We start from the raw sequence: 26842 nt of genomic DNA, 5'->3' as shown, positions 1-26842 counted from the left end.
TGAGCAACCTTTGTGGTATCAAATTAAAAATCAGTAAAAAAATGGAATCAAGAAAATTAGGAATTAGCGGACTGGAAGTATCTGCATTGGGGTATGGTTGCATGGGATTGAGCTTTCCGAATGCACCTGCCAAAGAAGAAAGCATCAGGCTAATCCGTTCAGCAGTTGAACAGGGCATAACGCTTTTTGACACGGCACAGGGTTATGGCGACAACGAACTCTTGGTTGGTGAAGCACTGGAGCCTTTGCGTAAGGGGGTTGTAATTGCAACCAAGTTTGGCTTTAAAGACGGAAATGTAAGGTCGGGACTGGACAGCCGCCCGGAAACCATCAAAGCCGCGGCAGAATCATCTTTAAAACGCCTGAAGACCGACTGCATTGATTTGCTTTACCAACATCGGTTTGACCCCAACGTCCCCATTGAGGATGTTGCAGGCACAGTAAAAGAGTTGATCCAACAGGGAAAAGTAAAGTATTTTGGTCTATGTGAGATAAACGCGGATATCATCCGAAAGGCGCACGCTGTTTTGCCTGTGACAGCTTTGCAGAGCGAGTATTCCATGTTCTATCGCGAACCCGAAAATGAAATTATCCCCGTATTGGAGGAATTAGGAATTGGTTTTGTTCCTTTCAGTCCCTTAGGCAAAGGATTCCTGACAGGAACAATCAACGCAGAGGTGGAGTTGGACAAGGCGGATACCAGGAATATGTTGCCTCGTTTCAGCAGGGAAAACAGAGCCGCCAACCAGGCATTGGTTGATTTAGTGGTTTCCATTGCGGAGGAAAAAAACGCTACGCCTGCGCAAATAGCGTTGGGTTGGCTGTTGGCCCAGAAGCCATTCATTGTTCCAATTCCTGGGACATCAAAGTTACATCGGCTGCAAGAAAACATGGGTGGTGCTGACATTTCATTGACTGCTGACGACTTGAACAAAATCAATGCGGCATTGGCGACTATTCGCATCGTAGGCGAACGCTATCCTGCACAAATACGGGATACGGCGGAAAAGAAATGAAAAAGAACACCCCGCTCATGACGTTGAAAAATTGCTTGGCAGAAGCCGCTTGATTTGAACATAACGTTATTGCAGACATCCTTGCTTCGCAGTACAAAGCAAGCCTTGGCATGCTTCGCCAAGCGATAAGCAAAGTACCGGAAGAACAGTGGAATACCGAAGAATACGGCAATCCAAACTGGCAAATTGCCTACCATATTCTATGGGGAGTAAAATTTATTTTAACAAATTATTAAATTTCTCGATAGCCGGCAAAACTGCTGGAACATCGTTAACAAAAGTCTTACCTTCGTTTCAATCAAGGTCTTCTTTGGAAAACTATCAATACCAAATAAACAGTCAAGCTATACAAGCTGAATAAACAATCAAGCAAAAGAAATATGGTTTAGACGTCTTAAACAAAGCCACGCGTTATATTTTTTGCGTACAAAATGCATATTCATGAGTCATAGATCGAATCTCCTGAAACTACTGGTATTATTTATGGTGCCTTGCTTTGGATCTCATCGGTCTACTGCCTAAACAACGGCAGTCATTTCTGGTATTGATAAACTGCATAAACGCACACCGGTTTTAGTCACGCGGTGGAACCCTACATTTGATGCACGTTATCAGCCTGCGTCAACCATCGCTCATGCTCATTATCAGAATGACAGTGTATTCACACTTGTTATTCCGGCGACGCGTCCTGTATCCGTAGATTTCCAAATGCCAAGCAGGGGATTCGCCCACAAATCGTGGGTTTCACCGAATGACAGCCTACGCGTTGAAATCGACCGGAATGCCGATTACCCCTTTTATTTTTCCGGGGAACATGCTTTCCATTACAATGTCTACCGCCAACTAAAAAGTTGGGAAGATGATTTATATAGCAATGACATCCAAACGTTTGGTGATTTCAAGTCGGCATATCAGGGCATTGGCCACGCCGTAGATTCGTTATTGGAAGGTGCGGCCGGCGACCCCATGCTGTCCGCGTCATTTGCCGATGTGTTTAAGGAAGAAATTAAAGCCAAATACATCGCGGATTTAACGAATTTCATGAGGAAATTCGGCAAACAGGACCAATCGCTGGCCATGCAGGAAATTAGGCTTCAGCACGTGGAATTGGCCAATGACGATTTGCTTAGCTCCCGCTTTTTTACACTGGGGCTAACCGTCCCACTTCCCGTGGGAAAAGATAGCTCGTTGACGGCGCTGTTCCAATCGGTCGACTGCAGCTCACCGGAGAGAAAAGCATCGATCAACTCTTGAGAATAACGCCAAGTTCCGGCACCATCTACGCGATTCATGTCAAGCTCATTGGCTAAACGCATATAATCGACAGCACCGACGGTACGCGGTAAGCCTGAGGGCGCTTGTAAAATCATACTGCCACTGTAATCAATATTGAACGCGTTATCTGCGGCGCCGGTCTTGGTGGTCACCAGCACCACGCCGTTAGCAGCCTGGACCCCGTAAATCGCGGCAGAAGCGTCTTTCAAGATTGATATGCTCTCGATATCGTTTGGATCCAGCTTCTCAATGTTATTCCGGGGTACGCCATCGATGATAACCAATGGACTCCCCATACCACGGATGTCCATCGATGTGCCGAATAATCCAGGTTCGCTGTTCTGCTGCCTTACCCGTAGACCGGGAACGCGGCCGGTCAGTGCATTGAGTACATTCTCGTTCTTCGTCTGCACGATCTCGGCTTGCTGTATCGTCGCCACCGCTCCGGTAACGGTAGCGCGCTTTTGAGTGCCGTACCCCACGACAACGACTTCCGACAGATCCATCGCTTCAGGAACAAGAAAGATATCAGCCTCCTCACTACTGACGGCCAGTTCCCTGGTCTGGTAACCGGTGAACGAAATCACCAGGATTGCATCTTTTGGCAGTTGCAGAAACGAAAAACTTCCGTCTTCCGAAGCAACCGTAATCCGATCGGTGCCTTTCAGGCGGACCGTAGCACCTTCCAAAGGATTGCCGTGTTCGTCGAGCACCTTTCCCCTGAAGGGAAGTTGGAGAACGTCGGTACTCCTTGGCGGTATCGTTTTAGCACGATGCGCCTTTCTGGCGCTTGTCACTAAAATGGTATTATCCTGTATACTGTAGGCCAATCCGCGTGCGTCCAGCAGCTTGCTAAGCATCTGGTTCAATTCGCCCCGGCCCTGTATGGTTACTTTTTCCTCCGACATCGCCTCTCCATCCAAAAACAGGAAATTATAACCCGTTTGATTGCGGATTGATTCGAATATGGTTTCAAGGGAGACATTCCTGGCATTAAGCGAGACGGTCTGGCCGAATGTTGTTGCCGCACGCAGCTGTATGCATGATACGACCGTGAGCATCGCAATTAACTTCATGATGAATAGTGTTTTTCCTAACGCTTTTTTGTACGGTTTAAATAAATTCATCTTAAATTTGTAAAGGTTATACTATATAACTCTCCAACCCGGCATCCTCTTTCGCACTTTGTGATACGGGTTGAGTAATATCCTGTCCGTCCAGAATCTGATTCAGGGCGGGCTTTTTTTTGTCACTTTCTTATTTTATCATCGTTATTTTTTTTGGGGTTATCACTACTTGTTTTGTTGTTCTCGTTTTCCGCGCCTTACATAAAGTATCCGGTCCTCGATGTCAACGGTAACCTCGCCAACCTCTTCCAACATGGCCAACACCCGGTGAATTGGCAGGTCTCGCGACACGTACCCCGTCAACCGGCGGTTTTGGATGGATTCGGCAAACTGCACCTCTACATCATACCATCTGGACACCTGTTTCATCACGCCATGAATGTCCAGCCCTTTGAAACGGAACAGGCCGTTTTTCCAGGCCACAGCCTCCAGCGTATCGGTAGCCCCTACCTGTACCCGTGTCGAGCCATGATGCAAGACCGCTTCTTGCAGGGGACGCACCACATATTCCTGTGTGCCAACGTGCACATGTATGCTTCCTTCCAGCAGGGTCGTACGTGTTGTCGCTTCGTCTTCATAAGCATTGATATTAAACTGCGTCCCAAGCACTTCCACAGACTGGTGCTTGGTTCGCACCATAAAGGGTATGCGCCGGTTGTTTGCATCTGTCTGTTTGGCGACATCGAAATAGGCCTCACCGCTCAACGCCACGGCGCGGCCAGTTTCCGTGAACGAGGAAGGAAAACGTAAGGAAGAACCCGCGTTGAGCCACACCAGCGTTCCGTCTGGCAACCGAACTTTATACTTTCCGCCGTTTGGTACCTGAATGGTGTTCCAATCTGCACTGTCACCGTCAAGCTCGGCCCCTACCGGTCGGCCGTTGGCATACTGTAGTTGTTCACCTTCAACGACAAGCGTTTCCTGATCAGAAGCCAATTCAACCGTCTTGCCGCTGGAAAGGGTTAGGTAGGCCCGATCTTTCCCCGGGACGATAGCCTCCATCACTGCGGCGTTTCCCTCCGGCGTTTCTACCGCTTCTCTTTTGATGAGCTGATAGCTAACGCCAATGGCCAACAACAACGCTGCAGCAACGGCACCACGCCGGATATAACGGACAGCCGCGCTACGCCTGCTTACATCGCGCATCAGACGCCCGCGCAAGCGAGCCTGTAGTGACTCGGCATCTCGGTCTTCGCCAGGCCATGATTGGGCCCCTTCATTTCCTTCAAGGAACCAATTGTCCAGTTGCTTCATCTCGCCCTCCGAAATTTTTCCCGCCGCCCACTTTCTGGCCAGTTCTTCAATCCTTTTATTCTCCGGATCGCTCATATGCATGCTTATATAAGTGTAGTGCGCAAAACAGCCGCACCACCCTTGGTCTGCCTATATTTTTTTTTGCCAGCTTGATGTTATGTGGATAATTTCAACCGGGCTCGTGATAAGTCCAATAAAGCCCAATAAAGGAACTACCGCATGAAGATGATGAACAGCGAAACAAGATGGGATAGCGAAACACGTAGTTTCCGCAATGCATTACTCAGGTGACCTTCCACCGTTTTTGGCGAAACGCGGAGATGTCTGGCAATCTGCTGGATGGAAAACCCATCTTCACGGCTGAGCTTGAATACCAGCTGGCACTTATCCGGCAAGGCTGCCACGGCATGTTCAATACGTTGCTGGCATTCTTTAAAACGGATGAGATCGCTTGCTCGGTCTGGAGCAGCCACGCCTGTTTGTTCCAGCTCCAATGTTTCGAGTTGAAGGATGCTTGGACTTTTTTTAGCCTTTGCCAGATGGGCAAAGATCTTATACTTCGCGATGGCGAAAAGATAATGCGCCAATGACGTTTTTATCACCAGTCGGTGGCGTGATTTCCAAAGATGGAAAAACACGTCATTCACGATCTCTTCCACTACCTCCGGAGCCTTGAGCTTGGCCAATGAAATAAGCAACAGCCTTTCCCAATAACGATTATATAGCTCGGCCAACGCCCTTGAATCATCGTTCCTTAACGCCGCTATCAGATCGAGGTCGCTTTGTTCGGTATAAGTCATATGCCACAACAGTCAGCGCAAACCTACTTTAGCAATAAAAATCTTTTGTTAAACCAGCATTAATCTTCGGTTGCCGCCACACAGACGTGCTTCTCCGAGCAAAGGCTATCATAGATCACTTACCTGTAAGACGGGGATAAATTTATCCCCTATTGTGTGTTTTTGAACGTAAGTATAATTTTGTGTCATGTATGAAAGAAAGATTTTACCGAACCTGAATTGTGGGCTTGACCTGGTGGGTGAGGTGTTATATGGTAAATGGAAAATGCGTTTACTTTGGTTTATCAATGAAGGCCATCAGCGCCCGAGCGAGCTGCAACGTAAAATTCCGGACGCAACAAGGCGCGTACTTAATATTCAACTAAAAGAGTTGGAAGAACACGAACTGATTAGCAAGGAAATATATCCCGTTGTTCCCCCCAAGGTAGAATATCATCTGACCGCTTTCGGCAGGACGTTAATCCCTGTTATCGGCGTCATCGGAAAATGGGGGGAAGAACACGAGGAAAAACTACAATCCGTAATCATGAAACGATATGAATGACCTTTTTTAACACTTACTGCAATTGCCGCTTGACGTGGTTCATCAGTTCATCAATATGAAAAGGCTTTTTTATGAAGCCTTCCGCATTGCAGCCGTTCTGAATATTTTCGAAATGGGCAGATATAAGCAAGATAGGGGTATGGCTGGTTTTCTCTCTTTTCCTCAATTTACAGCAAATTTCATAACCGTCGCCGTCAGGGAGCATAATATCCAACAAGTATAGATCGGCATGGAGCTGTTCCATCTCCCGCTCAAAAGGAACAGCCCTATCGAACAGTTTGACCTCGATATTTTCCTCGGTAAGCAGGTATTCAAGAAGTTCACCGATAGCAACGTCGTCTTCCAATACAACGACGGTTTTTTTTGTTGACATATTCATTGACAATAAAAATTAGGAATTAGATACATGAGCTAATGGAAGGGTGAAATAAAATTCTGTGTACGAGCCCGGCTCACTTTTTACCCCAATTTGCCCACCATGGCGCTCAATGATCGCTTTACAGAGGTATAGTCCAAGGCCGAGCCCCTGGATTTTCTCCACCCCTTCTGCACGGTAAAAGCGGGTAAACAGTTTCAATTGCTGGTCTGCGGTTAGCCCAATACCACTATCCAGGACAGAAAGCGTGACGGATGAGGGGCTGCGATGCAACCGGATGTGCACCATATCGGAAAAAGGAGAATATTTAACGGCGTTGCTGAGCAAATTGATAAGTACCTGCTCTATCCGTTGTTTATCGGCATAAATATATACCTCCGACTCAAGGCTCTCCAAATGAAACGTATGCGACGGAAAAGTATAGGTACAGACATTTATCGTATCTGCGACAAGTCTACCAAGACCGAACATTTCCTTATTTAACAGGAGCTTGTCTGCTCCGATTCTGACGACATCCAGAAGCTGTCCGACCAAAGTTTCAAGTTTTTCCACTTGGTCCGTTGCTTTGCTTATAAACTTTTGTGTTATGGGCTCTTGTGTCTTTTTAGCGATGATCTGGAGGTAGCCATATATCGAGGTCAGCGGCGTCTTTAGTTCATGGCTGGCCAGTGCGATAAATTTGTCTTTATGTGCGATGGCTGCCCGAAGTTCATTCAGTAACTGGTTTGCCTGATGACGCGCATTGACTTCTACGGAAATATCCCTGGCGATTTTGGATGCGCCGATAATTCTCCCCTCACCATCCTTTATCGGTGATATCGTAAGCGAAATGGGTATACGCGTACTCGCTTTGTTTACCCGGATTGTTTGAAAATGATCGACCTTTTTACCTTTCCTAATCTGCCTTAGAATGTGATCTTCTTCCTTCCGCCGTTCTTTGGGTATCAGGATGGTAATCGGTTTGCCGATCACTTCTGCCTCACGATAACCGAAAATGCCCTCCGCACCGCGGTTCCAACTGGTGATGATCCCTTTTAAATCTTTACTGATAATGGCATCATCGGATGATTCGATAATTGCCGAAAGAAAAGCCTGCCGACTTTCCATCGTCTCGAATGTCTGCCAAACACTGTTATTTGCGTCATTTGTGCCCATAATTGGTACCACCCAAACTAAATCGATAAGACAACAGCACGACCCTACATTTTGTTTAAACAAACTTTTTGCAAGATCGCCGTCAACCGGTACCATGCGGAATACAAATGGCATCGGTGACAAAGGCCGTCACCGACACCAATATTGACAATATCGAGTTTTCCCTGTACCAAACAAACCACGAAAGCGGTTATCGGTGGCTCATAGCTTGAACGTTATCCCGGCATTGAGGACGGACACGCCGAACCCTAATTCGGTGTACAGACCGATGTTGTTGCTGAAAAACCAGCGGCCGCCCAAGTAGGCGGAGAATCCCAGGCCGCTGCCGTACGTGTTGGGGCCGTCGTAGCCCTCAGCTTTATAACTCGCGATATTATAAGCCAGCATCAGACCGCCGTAGACATCAAGATTAGGTACATTTTCAAACCCGTTGTAATGATAGGCGCTCCGGGCACCAACCACGGTATAGTTCCACTGTTGGGTATAGCCCGAACTGCGGTACCGGTATCCGGTATTGCCGATGTATCCGCCCAGGCTGATAACGCCCGGTCCGCCGACCTCCCAATTGCCGTATTCATACGACACACTGACAGCCGGCCTTGCGTTGCCCAGGCCGCCCAGGTTGGTTCCGAAACCGACACCGGCGTTGACCGCGCTGGTACCTTTTTGAAACGATTGGGCATACGCCCCCGTTGCCATCAGGGCAACGCTAAGGATTAAAATTGTTTTCTTCATTTTTGGGTTATTTATTTATCTCTAATTAGCAGCATACAGAATATTCGGTCCCTGTTCGTAAAAACGGTCGCCCACATAGGAGTTATACAGTCCCCTCCAATCACCGGCTGCTGGAACCGTGGCATTGCCATCGCCATTGGTATCGCCCCCGTGGGCATCGTCTTTGATCGAGGTGAATATGGACGTGGAATGGAACTGTACATTCCGGGCATCATGCCGGGATATGCCGGAGCTTGTACCCATGAATTTGACCACGACACCCGGTCCAACGATGATAATTTTTTCGTTATAGGTTTGTATCCATTCACTAACTACGTACGGCACTTCGGTATGAAGCCAGGATGCCGTACCATTTGCGGCACTTCCGTCTGTTACATAAATACCATTGAGCGTGTTGGTTTCAGACGGATTCTCGGGATTGTGAAATACATTGCTGGGATCCAGCGTATACCGGATGCTCATATAAAGAGGTTTACCATTGTCATAAAAAGCGTTATTGGTAAATTTAGATACCGTTGGGTCGACCATCAGGCCGCCCGCATAAAACGCCGTGGAATTGTGGAATGACGCAGCGATGTTGGAGAAGGTATGGGCAAACCGGCAGTGATCAAAGGTGAAGGAAGCCGCCGTCCCTCCTATATTCACGGCGTTATAGTACCCACCGGAGTTCTGCCCGGCATAGAAGAAATCGCAAAACAGAAAGCTGTTGTTGGTGCCTCCGGTAATGTTGATTCCCCGCCAGTCTCCTTTTTCCGCTTTGGTGGCCGCACCATCGCCGTTGGAATCGCCACAGTAGCGGTCGTCCGCAAACGATGTGAACACGATGCGCTGATTGGCGGTTCCCTCTGCAATGATGTTGCCGTCGATGACATCCAGCCGGGCGTCTTTGAGCTTGATGGTAACACCAGGCTCAATCGTCAAAGGCGCCCGCACGGAGATATTCCGTCCCACGATGACGTATACATGGCCCCTGCTCCAGACGGTGGGCTCGGTGATGTTGCTTTCTACCATCACCACATCGCAATGCTGCAATGCGGTGTCATCTTCATCCGGTTGAATGTCGTTTTTCTTACAAGACACCAGTGATAAGACCAGGGCCAGGAGTGCAGCCATTAACGTTTTCAACTGCCGGATGGCCCCGTCCTGACGGTGCCCAAAAAGGGTTATTGCAGCAGTCGCTTTTTTAGTGTACGTTGTTTTCATAACTTTAGTCATTTAAAAATTCCGTTATACTTGAGACATCAAACCATCAGTTGGTCCGACAGGCCAAAGGTAGCGTGGCAGCAAACTGCAAACACCCCCCTAAAGGGGGTTTTTATCACCGTGGCCGGGAAGTACTTTTGTCATGGAAAAATTAACCGCTTATGAAAAGAATACCCTTCTTTTGTCTCACCCTTCTACCACTGGCAGCAGGCCAGCCAGCGGACTCCCTGGAGCGGGAAGTAAAGAAAGGTGGGCTGACCGATACGGAAAAGATAACGATATACGATGATCTGAGCTGGGCTTACATGGACAGCGACATGCGGAAATCGGTCGATTTCAGCGCGCAAGGGCTGGCGCTCGCCAAACGAACCGGAAACGACCGGATGGTAGCCGTCTTCCACCGCAATATGGGCGTGGCGTATTACATGGGGTCGGTTTATGATTCGGCGGCCATCCATCTGGATAAGGCGATTCCCATCATACAGCGGATTGGCGACGATAGGCTGGAAGCCGTGGTCCATTCGGCCTACGGCAACCTATACAAAGTACAAGGCCTGTACAACGAAGCGCTGGACAACTATTTGAAGGCCGCAGCCTACTTTGAGCAGCAAGATAGCCCAAGGGAACTGGGCAAGCTGTATTCCAACATTGGCGGCGTTTATCAGGTCATGATCAATTATGACCACGCCATACAATATTTTGAGAAAGCACAAAAACTGGCCGAGCAGACCGGTGATCAGGAAGGGCTGGCCAGCGTGTACACCTCGCTGAGCGATATCCATTTGTATAAGGGAACGGATAAGCTGCAGTCGTTGCATTATGCACAAGAGGCGGTAAGGCTATACCAGGAAACGGGCAATAAGTTCAGTGAAAACATGGCCTTGCAGACCGTGGCCAAAGTACACTATTACCATGATGACTATGCAGCGGCCATGCCTATCGCTGAGGCGGCTTTACGGCAGGCGGAAGACCTTGGTTTTCCCAGCCTCATCGCCCATGCATTGATTATCGTATCCAATATCCACTACCATCAGGAGCAATATGCGCAATCTGCAACGACAGCCCGGCAAGTGCTGGAGCATGACTCAACCAACATCAACATTCTGAGGAACGTGTACGCCAACCTGACCCGGGCCCACGCTTACCTCGGGCAGCCCGATTTCACGGCAAACTACCTGGATCGCTACCGCGAAGTGATGGATCGGTATGCCACCGAAACCTACCAGCAGGCGCTGTCTGCGATGGAAGTAAAATACGAAACAGAAAAAAAAGAGCTGAAAATCGAGACGCTTGAAAAGCAACGTCGGCTCTATACGTGGCTGGGCGTTGCTGGCAGCATCATCTTCGTCTTAGCCCTGGCGTTTGCAGCCCTCCGATACCGCCTGGCTGTTAGCCGGCAGAAGCTGGCCGAACAGGAAACCATGCGCTTGCGGCAGGAAAAGCAGCTGATTGCGGTGCAGGCGGCATTGGACGGCGAAGCGGCCGAACGCAGCCGGCTGGCGAGGGATTTGCACGACGGGCTGGGCAGCATGTTGTCTGTCGTCAAATTCACCCTGCCGCAGATGAAAAGTGGCGGGGTGCTGGAAGCAGTCGAAGTGTCGCGCTTCCAAAAGGCGCTGGGCATGCTGGACGATTCCATCCGGGAGCTGCGCCGCATTGCCCATCATATGATGCCCGAATCGCTGGTACGCTACGGGCTGAAAGCGTCGTTATCAGACTTCTGTGAGGCCATTCCGACCGTCGACTTCCACTATTTCGGGAATGAAGCGCGGTTGCCGGAAAAGCTGGAAATCCTGGTCTACCGCTGCATTCATGAGCTGGTCAATAATGCGCTCAAGCATGCGCAGGCTACCCATATCAATGTACAGCTGGTGCAAGAGCCCAGCCGGATATCGTTTACCGTGCAGGATGATGGCGTCGGCTTCGATCCCGGCGCCGTAACCGAAGGCACGGGGCTGCAGAACATCCGGCAACGGGTGACTGCTTTTCAGGGGACAATGAACATTTATTCTTCGAAACAAGGTACTGAAATCCACGTGGAGCTCGAACTCACAACAAACGAACAAGATGATAAAAGTAGCGATAATAGACGACCATAAGATATTGACCGAAGGGCTGCAGGGACTGATTGCTGAGTCAGGCATAGCCACCGTTGCCGGCGTGGCACATAGCGCAGCGGCATGCCGCCTTTCCATCGGTTTCTGGAAACCGGATGTCGTGTTGCTGGACGTGGGCTTGCCCGATATCAACGGCATTGATCTATGCAAAGAACTGAAAACGCAGTTTCCCGGCATGAAGATACTGGCCCTGACCACACACAACGAATACACCGTTGTGCGGCAGATGCTGGACAACGGCGCATCTGGTTATCTGATAAAGAATGCCATGGCCGACGAAGTGCTGGCCGGAATACAAGCCGTTGCCGCGGGAAAAACCTTCCTCTGCCACGAAATTGACCTATTGATGAAGCGGCCGCAGGAAAAAAACATCTGGCTAAGCCAGCGCGAACGTGAGCTCCTGCGCCTGGTAACCGAAGGGTTGACCAATGCCGAAATTGCTGAGAAAATCTTTTTAAGTCCCGAAACCATCAAAGGTTACCGCAAAAATCTGCTACTGAAACTGGGGGCACGGAATACCGCGGTACTGGTAAAGATGGCCCTCGAACAGAAGTTAATCTGATCCCGCCCTGTGGCACAGAAATTCCACCGTGCCCCGGGCGCACTCCTACCCTATCCGCCGGCTTGCGGATAAGCATCTGGATCTCAACAACGCGATATACGGATTAACTCATGGATTGTGCCAAGACCTGCACCATCAGTTGACAAAAAGCACTTCAATATGTTGCATGTTTTCCAGCCTGCCCAGTACCTTTTCAACCTGCCGTCGTCTCACGGCTACGTCCATGGTGCAACGGTTATCAAAATCCTGCTTCAATACGCCCAACTCTTCCTCTTTCACGATACGCATCACCTCATTCATTTGCTCGTAACTGAACGATATGCGGTACACGTCTTTCACTGTGAGCTCCACGATATCGGCCGCACCCAACGCTTCTTGCGTGGCGGTCTTATACGCGTTGATAAGCCCCGGAACGCCCAACAGCGTACCGCCGAAATAACGGACGACCACCACGAGGATGTTGGTTATATCGTGCGACAGTAGCACGTTCAGTATCGGGCGCCCTGCTGTTCCGGACGGCTCGCCATCGTCATTGATACGGAAAACGGAACGGTCCGGCGTGAGCCTGTAAGCCCAACAGTGGTGCCTGGCCTTCGGATGCTGAGCTTTCAGGGAAGCGACCAGATCCTTTACCTCCGTCTCGCGTCGCAACGGATAGGCATACGCGATGAATTTACTTCCTTTTTCTCTGAATACGCCTTCTGCCGGGGCGGCTATCGTCTTATATGTGTCGTCAAACAGATTCACGGGACCAAAGTTATCAAATTTATGGATTGACGATAATTTATCGCTTCCCCAATGTTGACCAAGCTCCACAAAATGGGGAAAGATCAGGAAACGATAAACTGACCGGGGTTCAAGTCGATATTTAACCGCTTAACTGCTAATGAATTATTTTTTTTTCGAAAATCATTCACTGCGGCATTATTTTGTCTCGGTTTCCCGATGAAATCACCGGTTATTGTGGTTTCCTTCTTGTTTAAGCGGCAACCTTAGTTACGAAAATACCGGTTTGGCACCATCGAAGGCCAGCCGGGCGTTTTAATATGTATATCCGTCATATCCGTTACGTATACCGTCACAAGTTTACAAGCCATCCAGGCTGGCCATACCGCCTCCACTTGACTTTCTTTTTCCTATTAGCTAACATACTATCCCTGCATGCCCAGCAGCTTTCCCGCTATCAGGGCCGATACGTTCTCCGCGATTCGCTGGTAGGTGTAGCCGATTTCGAATACCGGTTACAGCAGGGCGACACGATTAAAGATGGGCGGTTTATCTTCCGCCATTTTGTGGAACATTATCAGGAAACAGACTCGATCCATGGGCTTGTGCTCGACGGCAATTTCCGGAACGCCCTGAAACACGGCCCTTGGAAATACGCATTCCGCCGATATGCCGTTGCGGGGGAAGCTCAAACTACCGGCGGCCAAATCGTCTATGACGCTTCGGGCACGGAATGGCTGATCAACGCCAACTTCCATAACGGCCGGGCGCATGGAGATTACGAACTGGCTATCCGGCGTATTGCCGAATCCCGTCCGGTGGATACCTCGTTTTATTCGAAAGTACACTACCACGACGGACATATTACCGGCCGTTTGATCGGTTTCACCCGCAACATGCGCGTGGAGGGGCAGTTTGATGAAGAGGGATTTCCCAACGGAGATTGGTTATTCACCCATCGCACCGGCAGTGGCCGTTCAATCCAGGAATTACGGCACTATGATCACGGCTTTTTCAGCAAACACTATTATAAATTGGATGATCACCTGCTGGAAATCCGGCATATTGGATTTGATACGCTGGCGAAGAGCGGCCGGGGGCTGCTCACCCGTTTCCCGGCAACCAGGGCTTACTTCCGCGCGCTGGGCTACACCAACGTGGTGATGGACACCACGGCCATCAGCGGTGTGATTGATATTGACAGCTCGCAACAATACATTTCCAGGGCAAACGAATTCCTGGAACGCGTGTTCATACGGCCGGCGGGCTATCGCGATAGCAACGTGTGGCATGGCGCGGGTGGCAGCGACCCTGTGCCACCGATCCGGGTGAAAGTGAGCAAGTTTTCCTTTTCGGAAGCGGAAATATATTTGAATCAAAGCAATGAACGGCTGCTTACCGAAGTGCTGAGCCTTATCGACGACTTTTTTGATAATCCCAATACCGAGATGGGGCGTTTCACTAATGAGGACCTGAGCCGTTATTATGAGGTGCTGAGCATCTACCGCGACCGGCTGAACCAAATTGCGCCGGTCATCCGCTTTCTGGCTGATGAAGCGTCTGAATACGTGGATCATGATGCTATCCTTGCTCACAATGCAGTGGACATCCATTATCCGGATACCGTGCGGTATGCGTTTCAGAACGAAAAACTATCGAGCCGTCATCGATTCCCTCCGGCGCCGACCGCATTCAATGCTGGCACGCTCAACGAGCACCTCACGTCGGTATTCGACGATGTGTCAGCGATCATCAGCCGGATGGAGGGCACACTTGACGATTACCAGGCGCAAAGCGACCTTAAGGAAAAGGAACGTAAACTCGTTAGCCTGCGGGATTCGGTCATCCAGCGGTTTAACAATGCAACGCAACGCGGGGATTATAATCAGCTTCATAGGGAAATGCGTGATTCCGTACAACGGTTTATCGACACATCGTTCAAGGAATACGCCGCACTTGACATCTACCAGCGCCTACTCGCAGTAGATTCCTTACAAGACTGCTACTCGGAATATCTCGGTTTGTACCATGCACTGGTCGACTATAACAGCAGGTTAGAACAGTTGGATCAGCAATATACACGTTCCATTTGGAACCCCTACACCTTCACCTATATGGACGAGCGGGTAAAAGAACGGCTCTACCGGGCCTTCGAGGAAACGGTCTTGCCGTACGTGTGGGAAAACGCACGGCGGCAGCTGTCCTGCACGGGTTATCCACCAGGCTCAACCCACTGGAACAGCTGCTGAACAGGATGGCCGAGCTGCGGCAGGAAGATACCAAGACGCTGGAAAACCACCTGCGAAAATCCCGGAACGATGTGCATAAATGTCTTGAACTGATGGGCCTCCGTCCGGAAGGCATGCCCGCTACCGAACTGCAAACAAAGAATTGAGATGGAGACCAACAAGCTGAATGCTATAGCGTTATGCTTACTGATTTTTATACTTGCCCTGAACGCGACCGGTTACGCCCAAGACAGCCGGCCCAATCAGGCCATTACCCAGCCAACCAGCACTGCCTTGTGGAACGGCTTCTACGGGCGGTTCCGGCTAAGCGAACGGCTGTTCTGGGATGCGCAGTTCCACTACCGGCGCGTAGGTGATGGAGACACCGACTATGTGGGGAGGATGGGCCAGATATACAACCGCCACGCCCTGAATTACCTGGTAAACGACCGGCTGAGCATTTCATTGGGACCGGTCTTGCGCCTCAACTTTACACCTCAACCGGGAAATCCGGAGTTTGAAGATGTTGTGCTGGAGCCCCGCATCTGGCACGAATACCTCTTTGCCATGCCTTTTGGTGGCAACATGGCCTACCACCGGGTACGTATCGAGCACCGGTGGAGCCGTTCCAACGCCGTAGGGGCCGATTGGATATTCCGAAACCGTTGGCGGTATAAATTTTACATGAATATACCCATTAACAACCGTCGGCTAATTCCGGGAACATTTTTCGTTACGCCTGATGTGGAAATTATCATGCAAAGCGGTAAACCGGTGGTTGATAGCCCAATGGAAGACCTACGCATCAATCCATCCATCGGTTACATCCAAAACCCGCGCCTGAAATATACGGTAGGCATGATGTATACCACCGGCCAGACATTGGATGCTGGCTACGTGTACACGTCCCGGTGGATATTGCGGACGAATGTTTACATATCGTTGGATTTTCGGAAAAAGGAAGCGCGGTTTCCCGGCGTACGCTTGGAAGACTGACACCCCCGCATTAGCGACGTGGACATGCTTACTAAAGTAATTTTGCGATGAAAGGAAAACAGACAAAACCGACTACTGCGTTAATCATACTCGCCGCCATTATCGGGGGCCTGATACTGGCATTGGTGCTCGTTTATCAAAACAGGCGACGGTTGGCCGCAGATAATGAACGGCTCCGCGCCGTGGTGGCGCAATCCCCGCCCCGCGAGGGCCCGTGTGACAGCATTGCCGGCCTTTCCAACGCCGATGGGCTACTCTTTGCCGGCCATTACCAGCAAGCGCTCGAGATTTACCGGCAGTTGCTCCAAACCGCGCAGCCGGCCGCCACGAATATGTTGGAAAGCCGTATCGATTACGCAACGCACCGGATCGCTCAGCGTCAACACAACCTGGAACTGGATACCGGCTTTCGAACGGTAAGCCAGCCTGTTATTGATTCACTGAACCTGCTGCGCCGGCAGCATGACAGCTTGCACCGTGCATCCGCAAAATTGACCGACAGCCTAAACCGCCGGATAACCGAGCTCGGCCGGCAGATACGCGACCGCAACCGGGCTTTGGAGCGGAAAGCACAAATGCAGGTGCTGGTTTTCAATAACCCCGACGGGGCCACCATCCACTATCTGGGCGAAACCAAAAACAACAAGGCGCACGGATTCGGCACTGGCATATGGGAACATTCCGGCGGCGTTTATAAAGGAGAATGGGCAGACAATCAACGGCACGGCCAGGGAACATACACCTGGTCGGACGGTGAACGGTATGAAGGTGAATTCAACAGGGATAAGCGGGAAGGAACCGGCATATATACCTGGCCAAGCGGCGAACGGTATGAGGGCACATGGAAAAACAATAAACGCAATGGCCGAGGGATACTTTACGATCCGGATGGCAATATCAGCTACGATGGTTTATGGGAAGATGACAAGCCGCTAAAGAAATAGCCGAAGTCCAAAAATGCTTCGCTGGTCATTCACGAATAGGCGATAATCAATACGGATACAACGGCCAAGATTACCCCTATTTTATTGATCCGCGATAATTTTTCCTGGAAAAAAACCAAGCCGACAAGCGCGCCGAGTGCGATGACCCCCACGTTCATGCCCGTGAATACGGTGGACGGATTTTCGGGCAACGCCCGGTGGGCCATCATATAAAACAAAAAATTGCCGAGATTGAACGCACCCAGCACCAAGCCCCAGTATACGGCATGCATGGAAAAACGCCCCTTACCTTGTAAAATAACGATCAGGTAGCCGAAGGCTACCAGCATCGCCAGGCAGAAGATGACAAACAACGAAACGGTATACGGCGTGCCCGTATGCTGAGCAATGATCTTTAACAGGATATCGACCAAGCCATAACCGAAAAAAACGGATAGCGGATAAAGCCACACCCGGTGGTTGAGACCGTATTGGTTACTTCCCCGGTGCCAACCGATGCTGCATAAAATGCCTACGAACCCTACAGCAACACCGATGAGCTTGCCGGTGTCGGGGGCTTCACGGAACAGCCAAAACGCAGCCAGCAATGAAATAAACAGCGAAAGCCGCTGCGCAACTTCCGTACGGACAATGCCGGTGTGCCGGATGGATGCGCTGAGCAGCACGAAAATACCCGGAAGCAGTACGGCCAGCGACAAATAAATGCCTACCGGAGCCTCCGTGATAACAACGTCACTGAAATCGGGCCGCAGCACGGCCCAGCTCCCCAAAACAGTAACCGGATAATTCCAGACAATAATCTGCCGGGTATCCACATGGTGCCGCCTGGCCAGCTTGAGAATGACAGAGACGGTAACACTACACATCACACTAAGCAATACGTATACCATATACCTGAGGTTTGTGCCGGCGAAGTTAAGGATAATGCGGCCTATTTTTGCTTTAATTGCTAAGTTTGGCTAAGTTTGCGTCCCTTAAACGTGTAGCAATTCAATGAGCATATCAAAGACATATAACCCCAAGGAAGCCGAAGATAAGTGGTACAGTTACTGGATGGAAAAAGGCTTTTTCCGTTCCACACCGGATGATCGCGAGCCCTACACCATCGTGATGCCTCCCCCCAACGTAACCGGCGTACTGCACATGGGGCATATGCTCAACAACACCATACAGGATGTGCTGATCCGCCGCGCCCGCATGCAGGGCAAAAATGCCTGTTGGGTACCCGGCACAGACCATGCCTCCATTGCCACGGAAGCCAAAGTGGTCGCGATGCTCAAAGAAAAAGGCATCGATAAGAAAGATTTAACACGTGAGCAGTTCCTTGAACATGCCTGGGAATGGAAGGAAAAATATGGAGGCATCATCCTCAAACAGTTGGAAAAACTGGGGGCATCGTGCGATTGGGGTCGCACGAAATTCACGATGGACCCCGACCTGTCCGACGCAGTGATTGATACGTTTATCCGGCTGTACCGGAAAGGATACATCTACCGGGGTGTACGGATGGTCAACTGGGATCCACAGGGGCGCACCGCGCTCTCGGATGAGGAGGTCATCCGCAAAGAAGTGAATCAAACACTTTACTATGTCCGCTATGCCGTGAAGGATGCCGACGGTGATGCGCACGCCTACCTGACCATTGCGACCACGCGACCGGAAACCATCATGGCCGATACGGCGGTGTGCATCAATCCCAACGACCCGAGGTATGCTCACCTGAAAGGCAAGACGGCTTTGGTGCCGATCATTAACCGTGAAATACCGATTATCGAAGATGAGTACGTCGACATGGAATTCGGCACAGGCTGCCTCAAAGTAACTCCTGCCCATGATTTGAATGACTATGAGCTGGGGCAGAAACACAACCTGGAAGTGATTGACATCCTCAACGACGACGGCACACTCAATGAAAAGGCGCAAATACTGGTCGGCGAAGACCGCTTCAAAGCCCGCAAGTTGGTGGCCAAGCTGCTGGAAGAAGCCGGGCAGCTCGAAAAGACCGAGCCCTACAAATCGCAGGTGGGCTTCTCCGAGCGCACCGACGCGGCCATCGAGCCGAAGCTGTCCATGCAGTGGTTCTGCCGGATGCAGGAACTGGCCAGGCCAGCGCTGGACTATGTGCTGAACGGCGAGGTCAAGCTGATTCCCGACAAGTTCATCAACACCTACCGCCACTGGATGGAAAACATCAAAGACTGGACCATCAGCCGTCAGTTGTGGTGGGGCCAGCGTATCCCCGCGTGGTACAATGCGCACAACGAATGGGTGGTAGCCAAGACTGAAGAAGAAGCACGCGAGTTATTTGAAGCGGAAGGCAAGTCTGCCGAGGGCATCCGGCAGGAAGACGATGTATTGGATACCTGGTTTTCATCTGGCTTGTGGCCCATGTCTGTATTTGATGGCACCCGCCATCCGGAAAATGCGGATATCCGCTATTATTACCCGACAAGTGATTTGGTAACGGCTCCTGAAATCCTGTTTTTCTGGGTAGCCCGTATGATTATCTTCGGCCATGAGTACAGAGGCATGCCTCCTTTCAAAAATGTATATCTCACAGGCATTGTGCGCGACAAATTGGGTCGAAAAATGTCAAAATCGCTTGGCAATTCGCCTGATCCTATCGAGCTCATGGCACAATATGGCACAGATGGTGTACGTGTGGGCATGTTACTTTCGTCGCCGGCAGGCAACGACCTGATGTTTGACGTGGCCTACTGCGAACAAGGCCGCAACTTCGCCAACAAAATATGGAATGCATTCCGGTTGGTGAAGGGGTGGGAAATCGCGGACATCCCCGCTTCATCCGCCCAACGTGAAGCCGCTAATTGGTTCGCGCATCGCTTCAACCAAGCGGTTGCCGAGATCGAAGGCCACTTTAGCAACTACCGCATATCCGATGCGCTGATGGCCACCTACAAGCTCATATGGGATGATTTCTGTTCGTGGTACCTGGAGCTGGTGAAACCTGCATATCAACAACCCATTGCCGCGGAAGCTTTTGAGGCGACCAAGGGATTCTTTGAATCTGTACTTAAACTCATCCATCCTTTTATGCCATTTATCAGCGAGGAACTCTGGCATGACGAACTCTTTGGCGTGAGGGGTGAACTTGATTGTTGCATCATCGCCGACTATCCCAAAACGGGAGCTTTCGATGAACAGGCGTTAGGCGATTTCACCGTACTACAACAGGTGGTATCGGAGATCCGTAACCTCCGCAATGCTAAGCAAATTTCTCCAAAAACACCGTTGCCGCTGGCTATCCATGCTTCGTCAGGCATCGATTTCAACCGATATGCTGAAAGTATCCAAAAGATGGCCAATGTATCAGACGTCAGCTTCGTTGAAGGGAAACAGGCCGGAGCAACCAGCTTTTTGGTAGGAAAAGACGAATTTTACGTGAGCATCGCCCAACGTATTGACGTCGAAGCTGAACGCGAGCGCATCACCAAAGAAATCGATTACCTCAACGGATTTTTGAAATCCGTAAATGCCAAGCTTGGCAACGAACGCTTTGTACAGCATGCTAAGCCGGAAATCGTAGCTAATGAACGGAATAAGAAAGCGGACGCCGAGGCGAAAATCAAAATGTTGGAAGAAAGCTTGGCTAATCTTGCTAATCTTTAGGTCGGCCAGCGTGACCGTTGCCTTGCCTGTCATCTCCAGCGTTTTGGACCTAATACGTCTCATCAACGTCATTGTCAAGCCTAAACGATGCGAGGGCTTCCTCCGGCCAATGTAATGTGTTCAAAGGCGTATGGAGTTTGGATGATATCATTTTAACGTGGTTATCACCTGAAACCGCTAAAGCAATCCTGAAATTTGCCGGATTTCCGGGCACGTGGAAGGTGATGTCTACGCCTTTTCCCAAGGTTTTGGTTTCCAGCGGCTCACCGTAATGATTGGTTTTAATCAATTTCCATTCCGGCATTAGTCCATCATTGTCTTTCAGCAACCGCCAATCCTTACCATCGCGCAATAATACACGATACGTGACGGATTTATTTTTGCTGATTGTTGTGGCCGGCAACAATATTTTCAATTCGGGCAGTTCCCGTGGCAGTTCGGCACCGTCCCAGCGGTTTGCCAACCGGTGCATTTCAAATTTACTGTTCCCTGAACCATCCAGCAATCCATCAAACGAGACAAACCCGGGAGTTTGTTCGTCTTGCCAATTGGCAATAAAAAAGCCGGATCGGAGCTCAGGAATTGCTAAGTAATCGGAGGCATTTATTCTACTATAAAAATGCGGCGACTCAAGATTTTCTAATCCGGATCCCATAGCTGCTCCATCTCCTACCGCTAAACCAAAGCAGTCGATGTCAGGGATGTAATAGTGAAGCCAACCCATATGCTCACTTAGCTTACTGTCGACTTCGATGTCTACGCTAACGGGCCTATTGGGGTCCATTGATTTAATTTTAGCTACCAGCTTTTGCAGCCACAACACATAAGCCTCGTTATGGTAATACAGATCAGGCTTGTAATGATTAGCATACATTCTACGCAATGGGCTGTTTCCGATATTCCACATTATTATGGCCTCATTATCTTTCAAGGCTGCTACCGTTTTCAATATCCGGGCCGCATAGCTGTCCAACTCCGCACGGTTTGATATAAAATCAGCATTGCTGGGCAACCAAAAGCCATAGCTGACATCCAGCCCTTTTTGCCGCGCTACATGTAATATATTAAGGTCATAGAAAGTGGGGCCAAAATGCTTCACCGTATTGAATCCCATTTCCTTCATCTTGGAAAAATCGGCAGCAATTTCCTTTTTCCTCAACGCGTGACCATTTGTGGACCAGTTTTGCCCCTTCGTATAATTAACACCTTTGATATGATGAAATGACACGCCGCCGGAGCGCCGGACGGTGGTGTCCGCAGGGCGAGCAAGGGTCTCGTTAATCGGCCTGTTTGTAAGCCATTGGGTTTGCCTACGGGTATTGTTTAGTGCCTTACCTAAACTGCCGAAATCCTCGATCGTCCAGTCCAAAAAAACATCGCTTTCCGGATCCGGCGTATTATAATCGATATTGGCATTAAAAAAGACAACTGCCCCAATCTCCGGAAACCGCTCCTTTATGTCTTTAAAAGCCGTTTGAAACCAGTATGTTTGTTGGCCTTCCGCCGGTAACGAGCCCATTTCTGCCAACATAACGGGTATGCCTGATTGAAAAATAGGCTGTTCGTGGAAAGGCATGTAAAGCTCCTTCATACTGTACCATTTCCCGTCATTATTCCTTGATCCATAATTAAGGTTGGTCACTCCTATCCAATCTACATAGCGCCTGCCAGGGAAATAGGATGTTACGGCCTCGGGCTTCCAAGGATTCCAGACCCAAATAGCATTATAAGCTCCGCTACGGTTGAAATACCGGTGTATGTACCGCCAGGCCGCTTTAAATTCTTCGGCGGTATTCTGGCCGACCGCGGACCAAGGGTATTGCGGATTGTCTGCTTCGTGCGCAAACCGGATAAAAATCGGGCGGTTTACCGACTTGACCTGACCGGAAAAACGGGCCAGATAGTCGTCATAATCTCCTTTCAGAATAGCTGCAAACACGCGCTGTTCCTTGTCGTTATCGGATTTACCTTTCAGTTGATCAAATAGACTTTGCCATGGCTCCCAAGTTATCATCGGGATGGAACCGAGCTCGTAAATGGAATCCAGCAGGTGGACGGGCAAATCACATTGAGGCTCGTCTCCCCAAGGTACATAACACGAGACGACACCAAAAGATATATTGCTTTGCTGTGCAAGCTCCTTCACTCGGCGCACCACCGTGAGCCCATTGGATTGCTGAGGAAAAAACACGCCAGGGACCAGGGTGGCGCTGCTATATTGCTCACCTGCCGAATACCCTTCTTTTTCTGGCTGGGTATTTATATGATAAAGGATGTAACATCCGATAAGCGCCGTAAGCATCAACGCCGTACTCCTCACTCCACGGTAAACATGCCGTCTAAATTTCCAGAACGATTTTTTGAACTCAGCTATGACAGCCATCAACGGTCTCAGCAGCCAATTGCGTTCTTTAAACCGCCTGAATCGATACTGTTGGCTTGCAACAATCGAAAACGACAAAATAAGGCAGTTGATCGCGGCGAAACCCGCCATAATAAGGTTATACGGATTCCAGTCATTGGATAATCCGTAAGCAACAGCTGCCAATGACACCGCGATGACTAATAGATTTGGGGTGTTCAACCGCCAGTTACTGTCTTCGCTATCATCTTTCGGCGTGGGGATATAAGGGACCTTTTTCCGAAGAAGGGTGTAAATCAACCCAGTAAGAAAGATCCACCATGTGCCTATCATCAACAAGCCTCCGACAATATGGACACCCCGCTCCTCTTCTTCCATCACCCACTTTTGGACAAAAAGCCGGATAAGCAAAATGGACATAAATAACGGAAAACCAATGGTGACGAAATTGAACAAGTCGAAATTTATGGGGCTCGTATTGAGCAGCAGGGAAATAACAGGTATCGAGAAATTAATTAAAATAAAGACACCCGACAAATAGTATATCGGTATGGCACCATAATGCAACTTTTGTTGCCAAGTAAATTTTCCGAAAAGGCGGGGATAGGAAGTCACGAACAGCTCAAAAACACCCCGCGCCCATTTCAACTGTTGGCTATAATACGCCGATAAGGTAGACGGGACCAACCCTCGGGCAACGACCGCGGGCACATATACGGACTTCCAGCCTTTGGCGTGGAGTTGCATCGCCGTATGCATATCCTCCGCCAAACCCGCGGCGTGACCCCCGATGGAATCCAACGCAGCACGCCTAAACGTACAATTAGCACCGATAGCAAGTACAGTACCGTATGTATTCATGGACATCATAATGGGGCCATAAAATTGATAAGTCTGCTGTGCGGCACCTTTCGCAATGAGCCCCTGGTCTTGATTTTTATAGGCTTGGACAATTTGTACGAAGCCCACGTTCGGATCGTTGAAGTGGGAAACTATGGGATCTAAAAAATCAGGGAACGGTACATGGTCGGGATCCAGAATCACACAAAGCTCCGCAGACGAATATTTTAATGCATTGTTTATATTGCCGGCTTTTGCATCTATTTTAACAGTTCTGGTGATGTGGAATACACCAAGCTCTTTGCAAAGGTTTTTTAGGTATGGGTCATCGGCCTCGTCACACAGGAAGGTTTGGTGGGGGTATTTGATTGCTTGAATAGCCATCAACGTTTCCCGAATCATTTCATAAGGCTCACCTGCGCAGAATGTCGTAAATATATCGACGGTAAACGACCTCTCGTGCTTAGGTATATCTGGTACGGCAATACAAACGTAGTGAATCCATTCATGCACTATCTTGAGGCATGCGAAGACAAATGTAGCAATCAGCATCCAATACAGTGCCGGATATTCCGCGTTGGTGCCCAATATTTCTTTTAAGAAGAGCACCATGCATAAAGCGCCTATGGCAACCATCAGGCGCAGGGTATAACGCTCTCGTTTCGACGGCTTAATTACTGGTTTAGTTCTTTTCATTCGTTCCCACGACGTAAAAAGGCATATTGCACGTCGCAATATTGCCGTTATCATCATATACTGTTGCGAATATCCGATAAGGCCCTTCGCTGTCGGGTGTAATAAACCTAACATCCACACCCTCATTGCTTCGGAACAACCCGTTGACAGGCAATGGCTTGATCGTGTTGTTCCGTTCTTCCACCTTGTGCCAATCCTCCGGGAAAACCTCCCAGATTACCTTGGTGAATTTTGAACCATCCACCAGTCGCACCTTAGCCTCCACTTCTTCATTGGCGTTTAGGAAAATACTTGCAGGATGGTCCTGCCCGGCTAAAAGCATATCGCGTATTTTGGGCGCCGGCTCGACCGACGTCTTTCCTGTCCAAATCTTTTCAGCGACGGCAACGACCTCCGTTTTATGGCCAAGTTCATCAAATAAACTGAACCAAGTATGGGTAGTCTCCTGCTTTTGTCCCCAATAAAAAATCAAAGAGCCTAAAAAGCCGCTATCATCCAATGGCATTTGTTGTTCGTATCTCCAGCGGTATTGTTCTGCTTTATCGGTGCTCGTTGGTTCAATCCAAGCGCCCCATGCGGTCTGCGGCGTGCCATCCCAAGGGCCATCAATCCCCCATTCTGTAATTAAATAAGGCCCCCTCCATAGCCAAGAAAATCTTTTTAAGTCATCGCGCAAATAGGTGATCCTGCCGAATATGTTAAATGAAATGACATCTACATGAGTACGCATCTTAATATTAAAAATATCCTTACGCTGGAAGTTCACCATGGTGGTGGTGACGGGGTGATCAGGATCATCCCGGTGAATCATGTCGACGATGCCGTTAAAGGCTTTGTAAAAGTTGGCATACGCCGGTCTGTACGGGAAAGAAAGCTCGTTTCCTACGCACCACATGAGCAATGCAGGTGCGTCTTTGAATCGATTCACCAACGCCTTTATGTCTTTATACTGCTGAGCCACCTTCGATGAATCGTTGTAATAGTCCATATAACGGCTTTCTGGGATTGGCAAACCAACGATCACCGCAATTCCCAACTCATCAGCCTTTTTCAATATGGGGGCTATGCCGACGGTGTCCCATAGCCTGATGGTGTTGCCGCCGATTTGCTGCAATAAGTCCAACTGCGCATGGCCGGCGGCCCCTTTTATCTCAAACGGTTTTCCATGGCGATATAATGTATATTTCCCTTCCTTCTTTTCAATGAAGACTTTGGCATTGCGCCTCGGTTTGGCATCCGTACAGGCCACCAGCACCTGCAATAGCAACAAAAAAAAACAGGTATTTCTCATCGGATTAGGTTGCATCTTTCGGCCGACATGATTGTTTGCAATTTTAGTTAGTCATCAGGAATAGACTGCTTCGCCCTTCAAATATCTTAATTGACTGAAAACCTGCGTAAAGATATGGTATTTCTAAAAACATCCAAACTGCTCTTCCTAATCAATTATTCCGTTTATGCTATCTCGCCGTTTAGACATTACTGCGCACTGTGAGGCCGGTGCTGTGGCGCAGCCTGCAAATTTGACTTTGAAGCCAGCCGGTTTTTTCATAGTTTAGTGGGCTTAAATTGAACTATTTCCGAAAAGTCATGAACAAACTATTGTACATTACCTGTATTGGTTTGATCGCCGTTGCTTGCCAGCAGGGGCAAAACCAACAAGAAGAGACCGCTGCAACCGATCCCAATGCGATCACCTGTGAAGGGATAGGCCCCGTAAAACTTACATACACGTACGCTGCGTTGGATAGCGCTGTCGGCGCCGGTAGCCTTGAAAATGGAACGATTGAAGAAGGTGGAAGCACGACACATATCACCAAGGTCTTCCCCAATGAAGCAGAAGAAATCACCGTATACTGGGCCGAAAGCGAAGAACCCTATACGACCATCACGAAAGTTGCGGTCGCTAATAATTTCGGCCCTTATCAAACCGCAGAAGGACTCCGTGTCGGTTCCATGCTGAATGAGGTAAAGCAATACAATAACTTCATGCCCGTCACCATGACCAATTTCTATAACAGCTTAGACGGCTTTGCAACCATTTTGGGGTTCAATGGAGGCGATCTGGAGGTTAACTATCCTTGCCTCGGCGGTAAACTTGACATCACCAAACAACGGGGCGTTGACGTCCGCACGTTGGATGAAATTAAGCCAGAAAACGAACTGCAATCATCCCATAAGCTATTTAACGCCATCGATGTGGAGGTAGTAGAGCTGAGCATATCCGCAAAATAAGCCACATATCGAGTAGGGGTT

21 protein-coding genes are annotated in these 26842 nt (G+C 49.4%); 10 read left to right on the top strand and 11 right to left on the bottom strand.

Annotated elements, in window-relative coordinates:
- The first annotated feature begins 41 nt into the window (after nt 1–41).
- The gene (locus JHJ32_RS04560) at nt 42–1016 is read left to right on the top strand and encodes an aldo/keto reductase (RefSeq protein WP_200120118.1); all 975 of its coding nucleotides are present in this window, start codon (nt 42–44) and stop codon (nt 1014–1016) included.
- Between the two features lie 1094 nt (nt 1017–2110).
- Here the strand turns inward: JHJ32_RS04560 and JHJ32_RS04555 are convergent.
- From JHJ32_RS04555 to JHJ32_RS04545, 3 genes are all read right to left on the bottom strand, one after another.
- Entirely contained in the window at nt 2111–3367 is a 1257-nt protein-coding gene (locus JHJ32_RS04555; protein WP_200120116.1) for a TonB-dependent receptor plug domain-containing protein, read from the bottom strand.
- Nucleotides 3368–3583: 216 nt separating this feature from the next.
- Nucleotides 3584–4747, bottom strand: coding sequence for a FecR family protein (locus JHJ32_RS04550; RefSeq protein ID WP_200120115.1), 1164 nt, complete (start codon nt 4745–4747; stop codon nt 3584–3586).
- A gap of 137 nt (nt 4748–4884) precedes the next feature.
- Nucleotides 4885–5472, bottom strand: coding sequence for an RNA polymerase sigma factor (locus JHJ32_RS04545; protein WP_200120114.1), 588 nt, complete (start codon nt 5470–5472; stop codon nt 4885–4887).
- Between the two features lie 187 nt (nt 5473–5659).
- On the opposite strand from JHJ32_RS04545, the gene JHJ32_RS04540 reads away from it, so the two are divergent.
- Nucleotides 5660–6016: a helix-turn-helix domain-containing protein gene (locus tag JHJ32_RS04540; protein WP_079716583.1), complete on the top strand. Its 357-nt coding sequence runs from the start codon at nt 5660–5662 to the stop codon at nt 6014–6016.
- Nucleotides 6017–6029: 13 nt separating this feature from the next.
- Here the strand turns inward: JHJ32_RS04540 and JHJ32_RS04535 are convergent, their stop codons facing one another.
- The 4 genes from JHJ32_RS04535 to JHJ32_RS04520 form a co-directional block, all read right to left on the bottom strand.
- Nucleotides 6030–6395 (bottom strand): response regulator transcription factor, encoded by a 366-nt coding sequence (locus JHJ32_RS04535; protein ID WP_079716584.1) that lies wholly within the window; start codon nt 6393–6395, stop codon nt 6030–6032.
- A gap of 12 nt (nt 6396–6407) precedes the next feature.
- Nucleotides 6408–7547, bottom strand: a complete 1140-nt coding sequence (locus JHJ32_RS04530; RefSeq protein ID WP_200120113.1) for a PAS domain-containing sensor histidine kinase — start codon at nt 7545–7547, stop codon at nt 6408–6410.
- A 201-nt stretch (nt 7548–7748) separates the two neighbouring features.
- On the bottom strand, nt 7749–8282 hold the full coding sequence (locus JHJ32_RS04525; RefSeq protein ID WP_200120112.1) for a hypothetical protein: 534 nt from the start codon (nt 8280–8282) through the stop codon (nt 7749–7751).
- 21 nt (nt 8283–8303) lie between these two features.
- The gene (locus JHJ32_RS04520) at nt 8304–9485 is read right to left on the bottom strand and encodes a hypothetical protein (protein ID WP_079716587.1); all 1182 of its coding nucleotides are present in this window, start codon (nt 9483–9485) and stop codon (nt 8304–8306) included.
- A 161-nt stretch (nt 9486–9646) separates the two neighbouring features.
- On the opposite strand from JHJ32_RS04520, the gene JHJ32_RS04515 reads away from it, so the two are divergent.
- Nucleotides 9647–11584: a tetratricopeptide repeat protein gene (locus tag JHJ32_RS04515; protein ID WP_200120111.1), complete on the top strand. Its 1938-nt coding sequence runs from the start codon at nt 9647–9649 to the stop codon at nt 11582–11584.
- Nucleotides 11553–12164: a response regulator transcription factor gene (locus JHJ32_RS04510; protein ID WP_200120110.1), complete on the top strand. Its 612-nt coding sequence runs from the start codon at nt 11553–11555 to the stop codon at nt 12162–12164. The genes JHJ32_RS04515 and JHJ32_RS04510 overlap by 32 nt, the downstream gene beginning before the upstream one ends.
- Before the next feature lie 135 nt (nt 12165–12299).
- Here the strand turns inward: JHJ32_RS04510 and JHJ32_RS04505 are convergent, their stop codons facing one another.
- Nucleotides 12300–12911 carry a YigZ family protein gene (locus JHJ32_RS04505; protein ID WP_079716590.1) on the bottom strand — a complete coding sequence of 204 codons (612 nt, stop codon included), beginning with the start codon at nt 12909–12911 and terminating at the stop codon, nt 12300–12302.
- Nucleotides 12912–13285: 374 nt separating this feature from the next.
- Between JHJ32_RS04505 and JHJ32_RS04500 the strand changes: the two genes are divergently transcribed.
- From JHJ32_RS04500 to JHJ32_RS04485, 4 genes are read left to right on the top strand one after another with little or no spacing between them, the layout of a single operon-like run.
- Nucleotides 13286–15139, top strand: coding sequence for a hypothetical protein (locus JHJ32_RS04500; protein WP_200120108.1), 1854 nt, complete (start codon nt 13286–13288; stop codon nt 15137–15139).
- Entirely contained in the window at nt 15067–15285 is a 219-nt protein-coding gene (locus tag JHJ32_RS04495) for a hypothetical protein (RefSeq protein ID WP_200120106.1), read from the top strand. The genes JHJ32_RS04500 and JHJ32_RS04495 overlap by 73 nt, the downstream gene beginning before the upstream one ends.
- A 1-nt stretch (nt 15286) precedes the next feature.
- Nucleotides 15287–16114, top strand: a complete 828-nt coding sequence (locus JHJ32_RS04490; protein WP_200120104.1) for a DUF2490 domain-containing protein — start codon at nt 15287–15289, stop codon at nt 16112–16114.
- Between the two features lie 47 nt (nt 16115–16161).
- The gene (locus JHJ32_RS04485) at nt 16162–17058 is read left to right on the top strand and encodes an MORN repeat-containing protein (protein ID WP_200120102.1); all 897 of its coding nucleotides are present in this window, start codon (nt 16162–16164) and stop codon (nt 17056–17058) included.
- 29 nt (nt 17059–17087) lie between these two features.
- Here the strand turns inward: JHJ32_RS04485 and JHJ32_RS04480 are convergent, their stop codons facing one another.
- Complete coding sequence (locus tag JHJ32_RS04480) at nt 17088–17948, bottom strand: EamA family transporter (protein ID WP_200120100.1); 861 nt, start codon at nt 17946–17948, stop codon at nt 17088–17090.
- 103 nt (nt 17949–18051) lie between these two features.
- Between JHJ32_RS04480 and JHJ32_RS04475 the strand changes: the two genes are divergently transcribed.
- The gene (locus JHJ32_RS04475) at nt 18052–20688 is read left to right on the top strand and encodes a valine--tRNA ligase (RefSeq protein WP_200120098.1); all 2637 of its coding nucleotides are present in this window, start codon (nt 18052–18054) and stop codon (nt 20686–20688) included.
- 49 nt (nt 20689–20737) lie between these two features.
- Here the strand turns inward: JHJ32_RS04475 and JHJ32_RS04470 are convergent, their stop codons facing one another.
- Complete coding sequence (locus JHJ32_RS04470) at nt 20738–24586, bottom strand: glycosyltransferase family 2 protein (RefSeq protein ID WP_200120096.1); 3849 nt, start codon at nt 24584–24586, stop codon at nt 20738–20740.
- Nucleotides 24573–25877, bottom strand: coding sequence for a glycoside hydrolase family 2 TIM barrel-domain containing protein (locus tag JHJ32_RS04465; protein WP_139378623.1), 1305 nt, complete (start codon nt 25875–25877; stop codon nt 24573–24575). The genes JHJ32_RS04470 and JHJ32_RS04465 overlap by 14 nt, the downstream gene beginning before the upstream one ends.
- A 299-nt stretch (nt 25878–26176) precedes the next feature.
- Between JHJ32_RS04465 and JHJ32_RS04460 the strand changes: the two genes are divergently transcribed.
- Nucleotides 26177–26821: a hypothetical protein gene (locus tag JHJ32_RS04460; RefSeq protein WP_200120095.1), complete on the top strand. Its 645-nt coding sequence runs from the start codon at nt 26177–26179 to the stop codon at nt 26819–26821.
- Nucleotides 26822–26842: the final 21 nt, after the last annotated feature.

The sequence above is a fragment of the Parapedobacter sp. ISTM3 genome, from assembly GCF_016533505.1.
Lineage (GTDB): Bacteria > Bacteroidota > Bacteroidia > Sphingobacteriales > Sphingobacteriaceae > Parapedobacter > Parapedobacter luteus.
Note: the sequence above shows the minus strand (reverse complement) of the source record. Positions and strands in the feature narration are given on the sequence as shown.

Excerpts from the sequence above, each read along its gene's own strand:
- JHJ32_RS04560 (WP_200120118.1), top strand. The coding sequence starts at position 42 with ATGGAATCAAGAAAATTAGGAATTAGCGGACTGGAAGTATCTGCATTG.
- JHJ32_RS04555 (WP_200120116.1), bottom strand. The coding sequence starts at position 3,367 with ATGAAGTTAATTGCGATGCTCACGGTCGTATCATGCATACAGCTGCGT.
- JHJ32_RS04550 (WP_200120115.1), bottom strand. The coding sequence starts at position 4,747 with ATGAGCGATCCGGAGAATAAAAGGATTGAAGAACTGGCCAGAAAGTGG.
- JHJ32_RS04545 (WP_200120114.1), bottom strand. The coding sequence starts at position 5,472 with ATGACTTATACCGAACAAAGCGACCTCGATCTGATAGCGGCGTTAAGG.
- JHJ32_RS04540 (WP_079716583.1), top strand. The coding sequence starts at position 5,660 with ATGTATGAAAGAAAGATTTTACCGAACCTGAATTGTGGGCTTGACCTG.
- JHJ32_RS04535 (WP_079716584.1), bottom strand. The coding sequence starts at position 6,395 with ATGAATATGTCAACAAAAAAAACCGTCGTTGTATTGGAAGACGACGTT.
- JHJ32_RS04530 (WP_200120113.1), bottom strand. The coding sequence starts at position 7,547 with ATGGGCACAAATGACGCAAATAACAGTGTTTGGCAGACATTCGAGACG.
- JHJ32_RS04525 (WP_200120112.1), bottom strand. The coding sequence starts at position 8,282 with ATGAAGAAAACAATTTTAATCCTTAGCGTTGCCCTGATGGCAACGGGG.
- JHJ32_RS04520 (WP_079716587.1), bottom strand. The coding sequence starts at position 9,485 with ATGAAAACAACGTACACTAAAAAAGCGACTGCTGCAATAACCCTTTTT.
- JHJ32_RS04515 (WP_200120111.1), top strand. The coding sequence starts at position 9,647 with ATGAAAAGAATACCCTTCTTTTGTCTCACCCTTCTACCACTGGCAGCA.
- JHJ32_RS04510 (WP_200120110.1), top strand. The coding sequence starts at position 11,553 with ATGATAAAAGTAGCGATAATAGACGACCATAAGATATTGACCGAAGGG.
- JHJ32_RS04490 (WP_200120104.1), top strand. The coding sequence starts at position 15,287 with ATGGAGACCAACAAGCTGAATGCTATAGCGTTATGCTTACTGATTTTT.
- JHJ32_RS04485 (WP_200120102.1), top strand. The coding sequence starts at position 16,162 with ATGAAAGGAAAACAGACAAAACCGACTACTGCGTTAATCATACTCGCC.
- JHJ32_RS04480 (WP_200120100.1), bottom strand. The coding sequence starts at position 17,948 with ATGGTATACGTATTGCTTAGTGTGATGTGTAGTGTTACCGTCTCTGTC.
- JHJ32_RS04475 (WP_200120098.1), top strand. The coding sequence starts at position 18,052 with ATGAGCATATCAAAGACATATAACCCCAAGGAAGCCGAAGATAAGTGG.
- JHJ32_RS04470 (WP_200120096.1), bottom strand. The coding sequence starts at position 24,586 with ATGAAAAGAACTAAACCAGTAATTAAGCCGTCGAAACGAGAGCGTTAT.
- JHJ32_RS04465 (WP_139378623.1), bottom strand. The coding sequence starts at position 25,877 with ATGAGAAATACCTGTTTTTTTTTGTTGCTATTGCAGGTGCTGGTGGCC.
- JHJ32_RS04460 (WP_200120095.1), top strand. The coding sequence starts at position 26,177 with ATGAACAAACTATTGTACATTACCTGTATTGGTTTGATCGCCGTTGCT.